At 70.0% G+C, this 14,664-nt stretch carries 16 protein-coding genes; 10 read left to right on the forward strand and 6 right to left on the reverse strand.

Going from position 1 to position 14,664, the window contains the following annotated elements:
* Positions 1–226: 226 nt before the first annotated feature.
* Complete coding sequence (locus HDC31_RS03005) at positions 227–970, reverse strand: GntR family transcriptional regulator (protein ID WP_046747733.1); 744 nt, start codon at positions 968–970, stop codon at positions 227–229.
* A gap of 169 nt (positions 971–1,139) precedes the next feature.
* Between HDC31_RS03005 and HDC31_RS03010 the strand changes: the two genes are divergently transcribed.
* The 6 genes from HDC31_RS03010 to HDC31_RS03035 all read left to right on the forward strand — a co-directional run bounded on the left by HDC31_RS03010 (position 1,140) and on the right by HDC31_RS03035 (position 7,701).
* Positions 1,140–2,069, forward strand: coding sequence for a phosphate/phosphite/phosphonate ABC transporter substrate-binding protein (locus tag HDC31_RS03010; protein WP_046747734.1), 930 nt, complete (start codon positions 1,140–1,142; stop codon positions 2,067–2,069).
* 107 nt (positions 2,070–2,176) lie between these two features.
* Positions 2,177–3,007: a phosphonate ABC transporter ATP-binding protein gene (gene phnC / locus HDC31_RS03015; protein WP_061015714.1), complete on the forward strand. Its 831-nt coding sequence runs from the start codon at positions 2,177–2,179 to the stop codon at positions 3,005–3,007.
* Positions 3,004–4,761: a phosphonate ABC transporter, permease protein PhnE gene (gene phnE, locus HDC31_RS03020; protein WP_179515808.1), complete on the forward strand. Its 1,758-nt coding sequence runs from the start codon at positions 3,004–3,006 to the stop codon at positions 4,759–4,761. Before phnC ends, phnE begins: the two co-directional genes overlap by 4 nt.
* Positions 4,758–5,897 (forward strand): TIGR03364 family FAD-dependent oxidoreductase, encoded by a 1,140-nt coding sequence (locus tag HDC31_RS03025; protein ID WP_113681485.1) that lies wholly within the window; start codon positions 4,758–4,760, stop codon positions 5,895–5,897. The genes phnE and HDC31_RS03025 overlap by 4 nt, the downstream gene beginning before the upstream one ends.
* Positions 5,894–6,601 (forward strand): phosphonatase-like hydrolase, encoded by a 708-nt coding sequence (locus tag HDC31_RS03030; protein ID WP_046747737.1) that lies wholly within the window; start codon positions 5,894–5,896, stop codon positions 6,599–6,601. The genes HDC31_RS03025 and HDC31_RS03030 overlap by 4 nt, the downstream gene beginning before the upstream one ends.
* 11 nt (positions 6,602–6,612) lie before the next feature.
* Positions 6,613–7,701: an alcohol dehydrogenase catalytic domain-containing protein gene (locus HDC31_RS03035; RefSeq protein ID WP_179515809.1), complete on the forward strand. Its 1,089-nt coding sequence runs from the start codon at positions 6,613–6,615 to the stop codon at positions 7,699–7,701.
* Positions 7,702–7,770: 69 nt separating this feature from the next.
* Here HDC31_RS03035 and HDC31_RS03040 read toward each other — a convergent pair whose 3' ends face one another.
* Positions 7,771–8,322 carry a CinA family protein gene (locus HDC31_RS03040; RefSeq protein WP_058632364.1) on the reverse strand — a complete coding sequence of 184 codons (552 nt, stop codon included), beginning with the start codon at positions 8,320–8,322 and terminating at the stop codon, positions 7,771–7,773.
* Between the two features lie 25 nt (positions 8,323–8,347).
* On the reverse strand, positions 8,348–8,827 hold the full coding sequence (locus HDC31_RS03045) for a hypothetical protein (RefSeq protein WP_046747739.1): 480 nt from the start codon (positions 8,825–8,827) through the stop codon (positions 8,348–8,350).
* Between the two features lie 186 nt (positions 8,828–9,013).
* On the opposite strand from HDC31_RS03045, the gene HDC31_RS03050 reads away from it, so the two are divergent.
* The 3 genes from HDC31_RS03050 (at position 9,014) to HDC31_RS03060 (ending at position 11,447) form a co-directional block, all read left to right on the forward strand.
* Positions 9,014–9,361 (forward strand): hypothetical protein, encoded by a 348-nt coding sequence (locus HDC31_RS03050; RefSeq protein ID WP_058632365.1) that lies wholly within the window; start codon positions 9,014–9,016, stop codon positions 9,359–9,361.
* A 128-nt stretch (positions 9,362–9,489) separates the two neighbouring features.
* Positions 9,490–10,374, forward strand: coding sequence for an SDR family oxidoreductase (locus HDC31_RS03055; protein ID WP_113680064.1), 885 nt, complete (start codon positions 9,490–9,492; stop codon positions 10,372–10,374).
* A gap of 155 nt (positions 10,375–10,529) precedes the next feature.
* Positions 10,530–11,447 (forward strand): DMT family transporter, encoded by a 918-nt coding sequence (locus tag HDC31_RS03060; protein ID WP_113680065.1) that lies wholly within the window; start codon positions 10,530–10,532, stop codon positions 11,445–11,447.
* On the opposite strand, the gene HDC31_RS03065 is transcribed toward HDC31_RS03060, so the two are convergent.
* A complete protein-coding gene (locus HDC31_RS03065; RefSeq protein ID WP_113680066.1) occupies positions 11,419–12,198 on the reverse strand; it encodes a membrane protein insertase YidC in 780 nt (259 codons plus the stop codon). The genes HDC31_RS03060 and HDC31_RS03065 overlap by 29 nt on opposite strands.
* A 66-nt stretch (positions 12,199–12,264) precedes the next feature.
* A complete protein-coding gene (locus tag HDC31_RS03070) occupies positions 12,265–12,537 on the reverse strand; it encodes a DUF6412 domain-containing protein (RefSeq protein WP_046747744.1) in 273 nt (90 codons plus the stop codon).
* A gap of 70 nt (positions 12,538–12,607) precedes the next feature.
* Here HDC31_RS03070 and HDC31_RS03075 point away from each other — a divergent pair, with 70 nt between their 5' ends.
* Entirely contained in the window at positions 12,608–13,654 is a 1,047-nt protein-coding gene (locus HDC31_RS03075) for a nitronate monooxygenase family protein (RefSeq protein ID WP_179515810.1), read from the forward strand.
* Between the two features lie 137 nt (positions 13,655–13,791).
* Here the strand turns inward: HDC31_RS03075 and purU are convergent, their stop codons facing one another.
* Positions 13,792–14,643, reverse strand: coding sequence for a formyltetrahydrofolate deformylase (gene purU, locus HDC31_RS03080; RefSeq protein ID WP_046747746.1), 852 nt, complete (start codon positions 14,641–14,643; stop codon positions 13,792–13,794).
* Between the last annotated feature and the right edge of the window lie 21 nt (positions 14,644–14,664).

Raw genomic sequence — 14,664 nt, forward strand, 5'->3', positions numbered from 1 at the left:
ACGCTCCGCGAGAACCTAGACGAAGGTCTAGCGAGGTCTCGACGTTCGACACTGTGGAACGAGTTGCAGTCCGCCATATCCTGAGGGTTCCCCAGATAAAGCGTCCCCAGCGCTGCGATCGCGAGCGCGGTCTTTCTGGCTTCTGAAACACTTTGCGCGCTCGCGATCGCCTTCTGCGTTAACGGCTGTCTTCCGGGCCTTCCGCGCGACGCTCCGTACCGCGCGACTACCCGCCCACTGCGCGCATGTAGTGGCCATCGGTGGAGATCCCCGATGCGGCGACGGTGAACCGCACGACCTCGCTCAGGTACCGGTCCTCCGAGGCCTCGAAGATCCGCCCCTCCGCGTCACGCGAGGTGCGGGTGAGACGCAGGATGGGCGTCCCGCGCGGCACGCGCAGCAACTCCGCGTCCTGGTCGTCAGCGGCCACGGCGTCGATCACGTGCTGCAGAGTGACGATGGGGTGCCCGACCGACGAGAGGTACTCCGTGATCGACACCTCGTCCAGATCCACCTCGAACAGCCTCCGGCCCGCGACCTCGGTGTAGTTGAGCCGCTCCAGCATGGTGGGGCGCCCGTCGAGCAGGCGCAGCCTGACCACGCTCACGATCGTGTCCCCGGCGTCGACGCCGAGTGCCGCTCCGAGCTCTCCGGCGCGTCTCAGGCTCAGCTCCTGCGTCTCGGCCCCCGGCGTGACGCCCAGCTCGCGGGCCCAGCGGGTGAACGGCACCGACATGTCGACCGCCTGGCTCGCCTTCCTGGCGACGACCCGCGCCGGCCGACCGCGACTGGTCTCGATCAGGCCTTCGCCACGGAGCGCGGCCAGGGCGTTGCGGATCGGCCCCCGCGATGTGTGCCATCTCTCCGCGAGCTCCGCTTCGGTGGGTACGTCATCCCCGGGGCGCAGGGCACCCGCGGCGATCTGGGCGCGCAGGTCGTCGGCGATCTGGGTGTACACAGCTTCGGCCACATAGGTACATTACTTGGTCCGCCCGAACGGCGTTGCCTCGTTCCGGGAGTGTTCACTCAGGCGAATCCCCGGTAAACGCGGCCTGAACTCTTCCGAGTTAGGTACATATCTGCGCTCATCACCTGCCAGAGTCTTCCGTGGATCACCCCTCACACCCTGAAAGGTCCTCATGAAGCTTCGCGCTCTCCCCGCCCTCGCCGGCGTCGCGCTCCTCGCCCTCGGCCTCGCCGCCTGTTCCGGCTCGGCGGACGCCGCCGGCACTCCCGGCGCCGACGAGTCGTCTTCCGCCAGCGGATTCGCGGTCGACGAGAACACCCTGGTCTTCGGTGTCGTGCCCGACTCCGTCGACACCGAGACCAACTACCAGCCGCTCATGGACTACATCGCCGAGATCACCGGCAAGACGGTCGAATACCACGAGTCGACCGACTATGCCGCACTGATCGAAGCCGCCGTCGCCGGCAAGGTCGACGTCGCGTCGTTCTCCGGCTTCACGTACGTCACCGCCACGAACAACGGCGCCAAGCTCACCCCGATCTCCTCGATCGTCACGGAAGAGGGCCAGGAGCCCGGCTACTTCTCGCAGGCGATCGTCCCCGCGGGCAGCGACATCAAGAGCATCGATGACTTCAAGGGCAAGAAGGTCTGCTTCGTCGACCCGTCCTCCACCTCGGGCTACCTGTTCCCGTCCTACAACCTGCTGAAGGCCGGCATCGACCCCAAGACCGACATCACGCCGGTCTTCGCGGGCAAGCACGACGTCAGCGTCACCAAGGTCGGCGAGGGCGTGGAGTGCGAGGCGGGCTTTGCCGAGGACTCCGAGGTCGAGAAGTCGGACAAGGTGAAGGTCGTCGACGAGACCATGGTTCCCGGCGCGCCGCTGGTCTACTCGTCCACGCTGCCCGACGACGTCTCGAAGAAGCTCATCGACGGCCTCTCCGAGATCACGATCGACGACATCATCGCCGCCGGCATCGACGGTGCGGACACCGACGCGTTCCGCAGCGTCTTCTACGCCACGAAGCCGGTCGACGACGCGTACTACGACCTGATCCGCGACATCTGCAAGGAGACCGAAGCGGAGCAGTGCCAGGGCTGAGCCCGGCCTGACCTTTCGCTTCACCCGGCGCCCTCCGTCTCGTCCGCCTCACCCGGACGAGACGGAGGGCACCACCGCACGACTCACGACAACACAGGAGCTACGACATGACCGCCTCGGCATCCGACGCCCTCATCCGCCTCGACGGCGTGACGAAGACCTTCGGGACGACCACCGCGCTGAAGGATGCCTCGCTCGAGGTGTCCCGCGGAGAGATCGTCGTGCTCCTGGGCCTCTCCGGCTCGGGGAAGTCGACCCTGCTGCGCCACCTCGACGGCCTCGAGATCCCCACCGCGGGCTCTGTTGAGGTGCTGGGCGCCCAGGTCCCGTCGCTGAAGGGGAGGGCGCTGCGCGACCTCCGCAGCCGCGTGGGCTTCATCTTCCAGCAGTTCGAGCTGGTTCCCTCTCTCACCGTGCTCGAGAACGTGCTCACCGGCTCTCTGTCGGGTGTGCGCGGGCCGCGTCTCGGTCTCTGGGGCTACTCGCGGGCGGCAAAGCTCACCGCGCTCGAGCACCTCGACCGCGTCGGGCTCCTCGACCGCGCCTACCAGCGCAGCGACACCCTCTCGGGCGGACAGCAGCAGCGTGTGGCCATCGCTCGCGCTCTCATGCAGAAGCCCGCGATCCTGCTCGCCGACGAGCCGGTCGCCTCTCTCGACCCCGAGTCGAGCGAACAGGTCATGGCGCTGATCCGCGAGATCGCCGCCGACGAAGGACTCACGGTCGTCTGCAGCCTGCACCAGGTCGACCTCGCGATCTCGTGGGCCGACCGCATCGTCGGGCTGCGTCACGGCGAAGTGGTGCTCGACACCCCGACCGGTGACCTCACCAAGGCCGAGGTCATGGAGATCTACGGCCGTGTCGCCACCACGACCGCCGAGATCCGCGCCGTGGCCGAGGAGCTCGTGGAGGCGGCTGCGCAGGTGGCCGCATCATGACGGCCCTCGACTCCGCGACGGATGCAGCCACCCGCGGCGGTGGGCCGGTGCCTCGGGACGGCGGGCAGACGGTCGCCGAGCGCGCTCCGAAGCGCCCGATCTCGCCCGAGCGGATCGCGGCATCGCTCACCCTGGTCGCGCTCGTGGTGCTCGGCATCCTCGCCGTCCGCGACGTCGACATCTCGATCCCGGCGATGGTGCAGAGCTGGGGCAACGCCGAGAACTTCATGGCCCGTGTCGGGGGACTCACGTTCCCGGCGCCCGGCGACCTCGCCTGGCTGATCGCCCTCACCGTTGGCCTGGTGCTCGTCGGCACCCTCCTCGCTGCCGTGCTGTCGGTGCCGATCGCCTATCTCGCCGCATCCAACACCACTCCAGGCAACGGTTGGCGCGCGGCCGCGCGCTTCATCGGCGTCCTCACCCGCGCCCTGCCCGACGTCGTCCTCGCGATGGCGTTCGTGCTGATGTTCTCTCTCGGCACGCTTCCCGGCATCCTCGCCATCGGCATCCACTCGATCGGCATGATCTCGAAGATGTTCGCCGATGCGATCGAGCAGATCGACGAAGGGCCGCGTCTCGCCGTCCGTGCCGCTGGCGGCTCGAAGATGCAGGAGTTCACGTCGGGCATCCTGCCGCAGGTACTGCCCAGCTGGGTGGCCACCGTGCTGCACCGCAACGACATCAACCTGCGCGGCAGTGTGGTGCTCGGCTACGTCGGCGTCGCCGGCCTCGGCCTCGAGATGTCCTACGCGTTCAAGTCGCTCAACTACGGCAAGGGCCTCGGCATCGCACTGGTGATCTTCATCCTGTGCGTCGCGATGGAGATCGTCTCGAGCATGGTCCGCGGAGCGATGCTCGGCGAGCAGAAGCACACCCGCTCGTGGATCGACCGGATCCTGCATCCGCGCCTCGGTGCGCACGCCGCATCCACCCAGGTCGAGCGCCCCGCCTGGGCGGCCAGCCCGGAGACCGCCGTGCGTCGCCCCTGGACCGCGCAGCGCATCCGGCACACCATCGCCGGCGTCGTCGCCGTGCTCGTGGTGATCGGAAGCGTGCTGGTCAGCCAGATCAACTGGATGGACCTCATCACATTCTGGGCCAAGCTGCCCGAGGTCGCGGCGCGCTTCTGGCCGCCCTCGTTCGGCAACTACGACGCGAGCGCCATGTTCCAGGCGATGCGGGAGACGGTCGCGATCGCCCTGGCCGCGACCGTGCTCACCCTGCTCCCGTCGCTGCTGCTCGGCTCGCTCGCGGCCCGCAACGTCGCTCCGAGCTCGGGAGCGCGGGGGACCGCACGGCTCCTGCTCGTGGGCATCCGCGGCATCCCGGAGCTGATCCTCGCGATCGTGCTCGTCGTCATCACCGGACTCGGTGCGCAGGCGGGTGTCATCGCCCTCGCGATCGGCGGCATCGGACTGCTCGGCAAGCTCATCGCCGACTCGTTCGAGGAGGTGGATCGCGGACCGGAACGCGCACTGCGCGCCGTCGGTGCGACACGCCTGCAGACCTACACCTCGGCGACCGTGCCGCAGGGCATGCAGGCGCTCATCGGCCACAGCTTCTACATGCTCGACACGAACATCCGTGCGGCGACGATCCTCGGCATCGTCGGCGGTGGCGGGGTCGGCTACTACCTGCTCAACGCCAGCCAGGGGTCCCGCTACGAGACCGTGACGGCCATCGTGCTGATGATCCTCGCCACGGTGCTCGTGGTCGAAGGTCTCGCCATGTGGATGCGGAAGGTGTTCCGATGAATCGCGCTCTCGACACGGCGGATGTGGTCGTCGTCGGCTCCGGCATCGTCGGCCTCGGTGCGGCGTACGCGGCGGTCCGGCGTGGGCTGCGGGCGATCGTCGTCGACCGCACGGATGGGCCGGTCGGTGCGACGATCCGCAACTTCGGACACCTCTGCATCGGCGCGCAGGGTGGCGAGGCGCGGCGCTACGCCGATCTCTCGCGCGACCTGTGGCTGCGCCTCTCGCGGGATGCGGGATTCTGGCTGCGAGAGTCGGGCACGCTGGTCGCCGCCAGACACGACGACGAGCTCGCCGTGCTGGAGGCGGCATCCCGTGAGGGAGGCATCCGCATGCTCGAAGCCTCGGAACTCCTGCGGTCGGCCCCGCTCCGCGCCGAGGGACTCGTCGGCGGCGCGCACATCGAGACCGACCTGCAGACGGATCCGCGCACCGCGGCGGACGCGATCGTGCGCCACCTGGTCGCCCTCGGCGTCGAATTCCGCTTCCGCACCGCGGTCACCGCTGTGGGGGCCGGGCGGGTGGACACGACTCGGGGGCCGATCGCCTGCGGGAGCGTCGTCGTCGCCGTGAATCACGACATCGACCAGCTGCTCCCGGAGGTCGCCGAAAGGCACGGGGTCGTGCGGTGCGCGCTCGACATGATGCGGGCGGCCGTGTCGTTCCCGCGTCCGCTCGCGGCCCCCCTGCTCACCGGCTGGTCGCTCGTGCGCTACGGCCGCTTCGCGGACGGACCGGAGGCCCGTGCGGTGCGCGAGCGTCTGCACACCGAGCGGCCCGATCTCGCAGCGATCGACCTCAACCAGATGTACACGCAGCTCCCCGACGGCACGCTCATCATCGGGGACTCGCACGCCACGGCGCTCTCCCCGGCGCCGTTCCAGCCCGAGGCCGCATTCACCGCGTTCCTCGACGAGGCCGAGGCGCTGTTCGACGCACCCGCACCGCGGGTGATCGAGCGCTGGCAGGGCGTGTACGCGAAGGGCCCGCAGGAGTTCCTGATCGACCGGGGCGACGACGGTGTGCTGGTGCTCGCCGCGACGACCGGCATCGGGATGACCACGGGCCTCGGACTCGCCGAAGAGAACCTCGCCGCCGCCTTCGGGTGGACGGCAGCAATGGAAGGAACATCATGACCACTCCTCTCGAACTCGCCGTCCTCGACATGGCGGGGACCACGGTGCTCGACGACGGCGTCGTGGAGCAGGCCTTCCAGCGCGCCGCCGAGCGCACCGGCGTCGCCGACCGGATGCCGTGGGACGAGGCGCTCGACTACGTGCGCGTGACCATGGGGCAGTCGAAGATCGACGTCTTCACGCACCTCTCCGGCGGCGACGCAGAGGCCGCGGCACGTGCCACTGCCGCGTTCGAGGGCGCGTACGCCGAGATCGTCGCCGAGCAGGGCGTCTCCGAGATCCCCGGTGCCGCCGATGCGATCCAGGGATTGAAGGACGCCGGGCTGAAGGTCGTGCTCACCACCGGCTTCGCCCCGGTGACCCGAGACGCCCTGATCGACGGACTCGGCTGGCGAGACCTCGTCGACCTCGCGCTGTCGCCGATCGACGCCGGACGCGGACGCCCGGCGCCCGACCTCGTGCTGGCGGCCCTGCTGCGCACGCAGGCGTCATCCGTCCAGTCGATCGCGGTCGTCGGCGACACCGTCAGCGATGTCGAGTCGGGTCGTCGAGCCGGCGCCGGATTCGTCGCGGGCGTGCTCACCGGCGCCCACGATCGTCCGGCGCTGAGCGCCGCCGGAGCCGATGCCGTGCTGAGCGATGTGAGCGCGTTGCGGGATGTGCTCGTCCAGCGCGAGCTGCTGCCGCTCGTCGCCACCTCCTGAGGGATCGCTCCATGGGAACGCTGCTGATCCGTCCGCCCGGCCACCGCCGAGACGTCGCGCTGCGCCCGGCGGCCACCGCGATGGTCTGGGTCGGCGAAGGCCACCCGCACGAGACGATCGCGGTACCGGGAGTGGCTCTCGCGGACGGGGACGCGCTCGTGGCGGTCGAGATGTCGACGATCTGCGGATCCGACGTGCACACGGTGCGGGGACGACGATCCGCTCCGACGCCCCTGGTGCTCGGACACGAGAGCGTCGGACGGGTGATCGCCATCGGCGACGCCGGCGCGCGCACCGTGGACGGCACTCCGCTGCGGATCGGCGATCGGGTGGTGTGGTCGGTGACCATATCCTGCGCGAGCTGCGATCGCTGCCTGCGGGGGCTGCCGCAGAAATGCCGTGATCTGGGGAAGTACGGGCACGATCGCGTCGGCGCGCACGGCGACCTCACCGGAGCGTTCGCGAGTCACGTGCAGCTGAGGGAGGGGACGGCCATCGTCAGGGTGCCCGAGGCGCTCCCCGCCGCGGTGCTCGCGCCCGCCTCGTGCGCCACGGCCACCGCGTGGGCGGCGGTCGCTCGAGCGGCGAAGGACCACGACCTCGACGGGGCCTCCGTGCGGATCCACGGCGCGGGTCTCGTGGGGCTGTCCGCCGCAGCCATCGCCGCCGAACAGGGCGCGACCGTGGAGGTGCGGGACCCGAACGTCGACAGGCAGGGTCTGGCCGCACGGTTCGGAGCGACGCGTCTCGACCGGGATCCCGATGTCGTGATCGAGGCGTCGGGGCATGCCGTGCAGGAAGCACTCGCCGGCGTGGCGGTCGGGGGGACGGTCGTGCTGGTCGGGAGCGTGTTCCCCGCTGACCCGGTTCCGTTCGACGCCGAGAGCATCGTGCGCCGGCTCGTCACCGTCGCGGGCATCCACAACTACACGGGCGCAGAGCTGGCTGAAGCGGTGGCGTTCCTCGCGGGCCGGGGGAGGGCGTATCCCTTCGCCGATGCCGTTGGCGCGGTGCGGCCGCTCTCCGAGATCGATGCGGCGCTGCGCGAGGCGACCACCCCACAGGCGCCGCTGCGGATAGGGCTCGTGCCCGGCCAGTGAAGCTGCGGCCAACGCGCCGGCGAGGGTGCTGCGGCCTGTGACGATGCGCGACTCGTGGCGATGCCGTGGTCAGCGCGGACGACGGTCTTCGCCGTCGTTCTCCTGACCGCGCCGCGGACCCAGCGGTCGCAGCCCCTCGGCGTGGAACGCCAGCAGGCCGACGGCCGCACCAACGGTCGACGCGAGCACCTCTTCCGGGTCGCCGACAAGTGCCAGTCGACGGTGGCCCACGTCGCCATCGGCCGTGGCCCAGCCCAGATAGACGGTTCCCGCCGCGTGCCCGCCCTGGGGTTCCGGGCCGCCCACACCGGTGGTCGAGACCGCAAGGTCGACATCGAACAGGGTCCGTGCACCGGCGGCGAGCTGCTCCGCGCAGGCGGCAGAGCACGGATCCGTTCCCGGCGTCAGTCCCAGCACGCGCTCCTTGACGTCGGTGAAGTAGGCCACGATGCCCCCGGCGAACCAGCCGGAGGCACCGTCGCCGGCACCGATCGTCTCCGCGAGCATGCCCGAGGTCAGCGACTCGGCCACTCCGATGCGGAGCTCCCGCTCCGCGGCGAGTTCGCTCAACCGTGCGATGTGGCTCTGCGTGTCCGAGTCGAGAGCGTCGAGAGCGGTCACCGTGCGGAGCGTCCGTTCTCGAGCGTCATCGCTCTTCGCTCTCGTCGTAGTCCGGACGAGGGGGCTGCAGCGGCTGGTCCGAGTACTCTCCGCCCGCGCGGCCGCCGTAGGGGCGTCCGTGATCGGCGAACTCGTCGCGGGCGAATACCAGGGTCCACGGACCCGCCGTGAAGTGCGCGCCCGTGCGCAGGGTCTCGGAGTTCTCATCCACGTGCGTCGCGTCCACGCCGAGGCTCGCGTTCGTCTCGCCCTCGCCGTGCAGGGTCAGCACGTACTCGTCGCGGTCGTCGTGCGTGATCGTGGCGTGCACCGGGTCGGTGTCGGCGAGGCGCAGTTCGTTGCCCTCGGCCGAGCCGACGCGGACGACATCGTCTTCGAGCGCGAACTCGGTGCGCTCGTCGTCCCTGGTGATGCGCAGACGGGGGTTTCCCGCGCCCCACGACGCGTGCGTCGTGCCCGGGGTGTTGCCCTCGTCCGGGCGGTCATCGATGTGTCGGTCGTTCATGGCAGTGCCCTCCTCGGGGTCGAGTGGAATGAGGCTATGCGTCCCTCCAGATCTCGCCGAGGGGGTTGACTTCGCTGTGGCGACCCGGCATCGGATCCACCCGCCGAGGGACTGTGTGGCCGTCGGCTGTTTGAGGAACAATGGGTCGCAACCGTCGTCCCCACCGCCACGAGCGAGGAGCAGTGCATGGGAAAGTTCGTCTATGAAGGCAGCGTGAAGACCGAGATCGAGGACCGGGCGCTCACGCATCTGCAGCTCGTCATCACCGCCAAGCTGCGTCGCGGTGAGCCCTTCCCGTTCAGCTGGCGAGAAGACACCAGCGTGGGCGGTGGGCGCACCACCGTCTGGATCCAGCCCGGCAGCGCGCTGGTCTTCAAGTACTTCGGCAGCAGGCAGCCGTCCATCAACCGCGCCTGGATCGAGGCCCTCGCCTTCACGGCGAACGCTCCGAGCGGGCTCTACCTCGTTCCCGAGCCCGCGGAATCGGGAACCGAGCCGGGCACCGAGGAAGTACCGGTGACCCCGCCCGTCTGATCCTCTCGACCCCTCGCACAGGGCGGACCTGTCAACCCCCCTGACGGGAGGGCGGCCCTCGGGGAGAGTCGCTCGTACGACGACACGTTCCACGAGACGACACGTTCCACGAGATGAGGAGGATCGCCATGACAGACGACACCACCGACCCCCGGCACGCGCATCGCGAGGAGGGCTTCCCCTCGCAGCACCAGGATCAGCCGGGGCTGACGGAGCGGACCCGGCCGGAGCCCGACCACGGCGAGCAGACCTACGCAGGCCACGGTCGCCTGGGAGGACGCCGTGCTCTGATCACGGGCGGGGACTCGGGCATCGGCCGCGCCGTCGCGATCGCCTTCGCCCGAGAGGGCGCGGACGTCGCCATCGCGCACATGCCCGAGGAACAGGACGACGCGGAGGACACCCTCGCCCTGGTCCGCGAGGCCGGCCGGATCGGAGTGGGATTCGCGGGCGATCTGCGCGACGAGGGGTTCGCGACCGACATCGTCGCGAAGACCCGGAGCGAGCTGGGTGGACTCGACGTGCTCGTGCTCAACGCCGGCTACCAGCACGACATCGACGGTTTCGCGTCGCTGGAGACGGAGCGGATGCGCCGGGTCTTCGACACGAACCTGGCCGGAATGCTGTTCTCGGCACGTGCGGCCTATCCCGACCTCGAACCCGGTGCGAGCATCATCGTGACCGCGTCGGTGCAGGCCTACAACCCCTCGCCGGGTCTGATCGACTACGCCATGACCAAGGCGGCACAGGTGGCGTTCGTGAAGGCGCTCGCCGAGGAGGCAGGGCCCAAGGGCATCCGAGTGAACGCCGTGGCCCCCGGCCCGATCTGGACACCGCTGATCCCCGCGACGGGCTGGGACGCCGAGCGCCTGGCGACCTTCGGTGCCGACACCCCGCTCGGGCGGGCAGGGCAACCCGCGGAACTCGCCGGGGCATATGTGTACCTGGCGTCGGACGAGTCCTCCTACACCTCGGGATCGGTCATCGCGGTCACGGGCGGTAAACACCTCTGACCCCTACGAGCATCCGTCGAGACCCATCGTCTTCGTCGACACCCACGCGCCGTCGCGCATTCGACGGTGGGTCTCGACAGGGACGGTGGGTCTCGACAGCAGGGTGGGTCTCGACAGCACGGTGGGTCTCGACAGTCGCCGCCTAAGCTTGTCTGGTGCAGAAGCCCACCGCATCCGGTCCCCTCGTGGGGGTCGTGCTCGTCATCGGCTCCTGCCTCTCACTTCCCTTCGGCGCTGCTGTCGCGGCCCAGCTCTTCCCGGTGCTCGGACCGTGGGGGGTCACCTCGCTGCGCGTGGCGATCGCCGCGGTGCTGCTCGTCGTCATCGTGCGGCCGCGACCGGGGAAGTGGACCCGCTCGCAGTGGCTTGCCGCCGTGCTCTTCGGTGTCTCGCTGGCGGCGATGAACGGCTTCTTCTACGCCGCGATCGATCGCATCCCGCTGGGGCCCGCCGTCGCGATCGAGTTCCTCGGACCGCTCGTCCTCGCCGCCGTGCTCACCCGGAAGCTCAGAGATTTCGCCTGGGTCGGCATCGCCCTGCTGGGCATGGTCGTCCTCGGCATCGACGGGCTGATCGGGGCCGAGCCGCTCGATCCGCTCGGGGTTGTGTTCATCCTCATCGCCGCCGGATTCTGGGCCATGTACATCCGGATGAGCGCCCGCGTCGGCGCCCTCATCCCCGGCAGCAGCGGCCTGGCGATGGGACTCGTGGTCGCGGCCGTGCTGCTGATCCCGGTCGGCGTTCCCGCTGTGTCGACCGTGGCGATGGACCCGCAGCTCCTGCTGCTCGCGGCGATCACCGCGGTGCTGTCGTCGGTCATCCCGTACAGCTTCGAGCTCGCGGCGCTGCGGCGGCTTCCGCAGCGCGTCTTCGGGGTGTTGCTGAGCCTGGAGCCGGCGTTCGCCACCCTCGCCGGCTGGCTCATCCTCGGTCAGGATGCGACGCCGTTGCGCATGCTCGCCATCGCTCTCGTGATCGCCGCGAGCGTCGGCACCACGCTCGGCGTGCGGAGGGACCGTCGCGACGGCGGCCCCTCCGGTCCCTTCACCGCGCCGATACCGCTGCCCGATTGACCGTCGGAGTCGGCAGCGGGAAGCGCCGACGCAGGATGACGCGCTGGACGAGCGTCCACACCACCGTGACGGTGAGGTAGAGCGCAGCGGCGAGGGGCACGAATGCGGCGAATACCGCTGTGAGGTAGTGCGTCGCCGAGACGACGCGCAGCATCGTGGGCGAGTTCAACGGGGAGTCGTCACCCTCGATCGGAGTGGGACGGAACACGCGGCGGGTGACCTCGGCGACCGCGACCATGACCGCCAGCAGCACTCCGAACACCAGGAACGTGGCGGGCGTCGCCGTGCCGCCGAAGAGCGCGGAGACCAGGCTCGTCCCCAGCGGGGCGCCGAACAGGTCGTGCGCGAGCAGTTCGTTCGGATGACCGGCGATCTCGGGACGGAGGAACAGCGTGTACAGGATGCCGACGACGGGGGCCTGCGCCAGCACCGGGAGCATCCCCGCGAACGGCGACGTGTTCTCGGCCTTGTAGAGCGCCAACGTCTCCTTCTGCAGGCGCTCGGGGTTCTTCTTGTGGCGGCGCTGCAGCTCACGCAGCTTCGGGGCGAGACGCGCCCTGGTCTGTTCGGCCTTGGCCTGGGATATGCCCACCGGGATGAGCAGCGCCCGCACCAGCAGGGTGACGAGCACCACGGCGAGTGCTGCGGCCGCGGCGCCGGCGAGAGGGGTGAGGAGGTCGGAGAGCCCGGTCATGGCGCCGTAGGCGGCGTCGAGGAGGGCGGCGAGAGGAGGGAAAGCGAAGATGTCCAAGAGAGTGTCCGTTCGTGGCGTCGGGAAGGGTCGGCGAAGGCCGCGCTGTCCCGTCGTGCGAACGGACTACGCGGCGGTCGCGACTCCCGGCGCCCGAGGGCGCGGATGCCCGGCGGCATCGGGGTCACTCTGCGTGAGGAGGGTGCCGACGTCGATGGCCCGGAGCGGATGCGGGGCGTCGGCTGTGGCCTCGGGGTGCACGCTCAGCACGATGGCGAGCGTGAGGGCGGTCACGGCGAGCAGCGCGATCGCGAGGCCGAGGGCCGTTGCGTCGGGCATCGACACGAGGCCGATCGCGGTCGCGACGAAGCTCAGCATCTGCCCGAACCACTCGCTCATGTGCGCACCCCTTCCTGCGACGAGGGTATCACCGCGGCCTCGGGGTCGCCCGCGGGCGTAACGTCGAAGCATGAGTGACCTTCGCACCCTGCTCGGGATCGAGCATCCGATCGTTCTCGGCCCGTTCGGCGGGCTCTCCTCGACCGCGCTCACCGCCGCGGTCAGCAACGCGGGTGGACTGGGGTCGTTCGGACTCTACGGTTACGACGGCGATCGCATCCGTGCGACCGGGGCCGAGCTGCGTGCCCTGACCGACCGGCCCTATGCGGTGAACGTCTGGCTTCCGATGGGAGACGAGGCCGAGCCGAACCCGCAGCACACCGTGTTCGCGCAGGCCCTGCAGCCGTTCTACGAAGCCGTGGGCGTGGACGTCCCCGCGCGGCCGGAGCGGTACGCCCCGACCCTGGACGAACAGCTCGAGGCCGTCTGGGAGATCGAGCCCGCCGTGCTCAGCGTGGTGTTCGGCGTGCCGTCGGACGACCTGATCGAGGAGGCGCATCGCCGCGGCATCCTCATCGTCGGCACGGCGACCACGGTGGCTGAGGCCGTCGCGCTCGACGCAGCGGGCGTGGACGCCGTGGTCGCGAGCGGCGGCGAGGCCGCGGGTCATCGGGTCGCATTCCTGCGTTCAGCGGAGGAGTCGCTGGTCGGGACGTTCGCGCTGGTGCCTCAGATGGTCGACGCGGTCGGGGTGCCCGTGATCGCGGCAGGAGGTGTCGCCGATCGTCGCGGGGTGGCGGCGGCGTTCGCCCTGGGCGCGGCGGGAGTGCAGGTGGGGACGGCGTTCCTCGCCACCGCGGAGTCGGCCGCGAACGAAGCGCACCGCGACGCGATCCGATCCACCGCCGCCGACGAGACCGTGCTCACACGTGCGATGAGCGGACGCCTGGCTCGCGGCGCCCGCAACCGTGTGGTGCGGGCGATCGAGGCGAGCGGCACGATCGCGCCGTTCCCGATGCAGAACTGGCTGACAGGACGCTTCCGCACCGCGGCGGGGGAGCAGAACCTGGGCGCGCTGCAGTCGCTGTGGATGGGGCAGGCCGCGCCGCTGGTGCGTCATGGCTCGGCTGCCGAGGTCTTCGCCGAGCTGATGGCAGGGCTCCCGGCGACGCCGTGACCCTCGCTGCGGCCCGGATCGCGGGCTGCTCCGCGCTGTGGACGAATGACCGACGCCTGGCAGCGGCCTCCCACGGGCTCGCGGTCGATATCCTGAGCGACCGCGACTGGACCCGCGTCCTCCCGGGTTCGACCGGGCTAGAGGATCACGGTGGATTTGCCGTGCACGATCACGCGATCCTCGGCGTGCCACTGCACGGCGCGGGCGAGCACGAGGCGCTCGACGTCGGCACCGCGACTCTGCAGCTCGGCGGCCGACTCGGAGTGGGTGACGCGCGTGACGTCCTGTTCGATGATCGGTCCCTCGTCGAGATCGGCCGTCGCGTAGTGCGCGGTCGCGCCGATCAGCTTGACGCCACGGTCCTTGGCGCGAGCGTACGGGTTCGCTCCGATGAACGCGGGCAGGAACGAGTGGTGGATGTTGATGACCGGAGCTTCGAGGCGCGTGATGAAGTCGTCGGAGAGGATCTGCATGTAGCGGGCGAGCACGACGAGGTCGACGTTCCCGCGCAGCAGTTCGAGCTGACGATCCTCCATGGCGGCCTTGTCGCCGGAGGGGATGTGCACGAACGGCACACCGAACGAGCGGACGGCCTCGGCCAGGTCGGGGTGGTTGGACACGACCATGGTGATGTCGATGTCGAGCTGTCCGCGCTGCGTACGCCACAGCAGCTCCATGAGGCAGTGATCGTACTTCGAGACGAAGATCGCGACGCGCTTGCGGCGGGCCACGTCGTGCAGCGACCACTCCATGCCGAAGCGCTCGGCGACGGCCGCGATGTCGGCTTCGAGTGCCGGGCGCGCCGCTGCCAGACCGTCGAGGTGGATGACCGTGCGCTGGAAGAAGCGTCCGCCCTCGGAGTCGGTCGAGTGCTGATCGAGCGAGATGATGTTCGCGCCGTGATGAGCGAGCACGCCGGCGACGGCGGCGACGATGCCGGGCTGGTCGTCGCAGGCGATGAGCAGGCGGGCGGTATCGGGCTGAGACATGGGGGCTCCTCGAGGGTGTGC

The sequence above is a fragment of the Microbacterium sp. JAI119 genome (assembly GCF_013410135.1).
Taxonomy (GTDB): Bacteria; Actinomycetota; Actinomycetes; order Actinomycetales; family Microbacteriaceae; genus Microbacterium; species Microbacterium oxydans.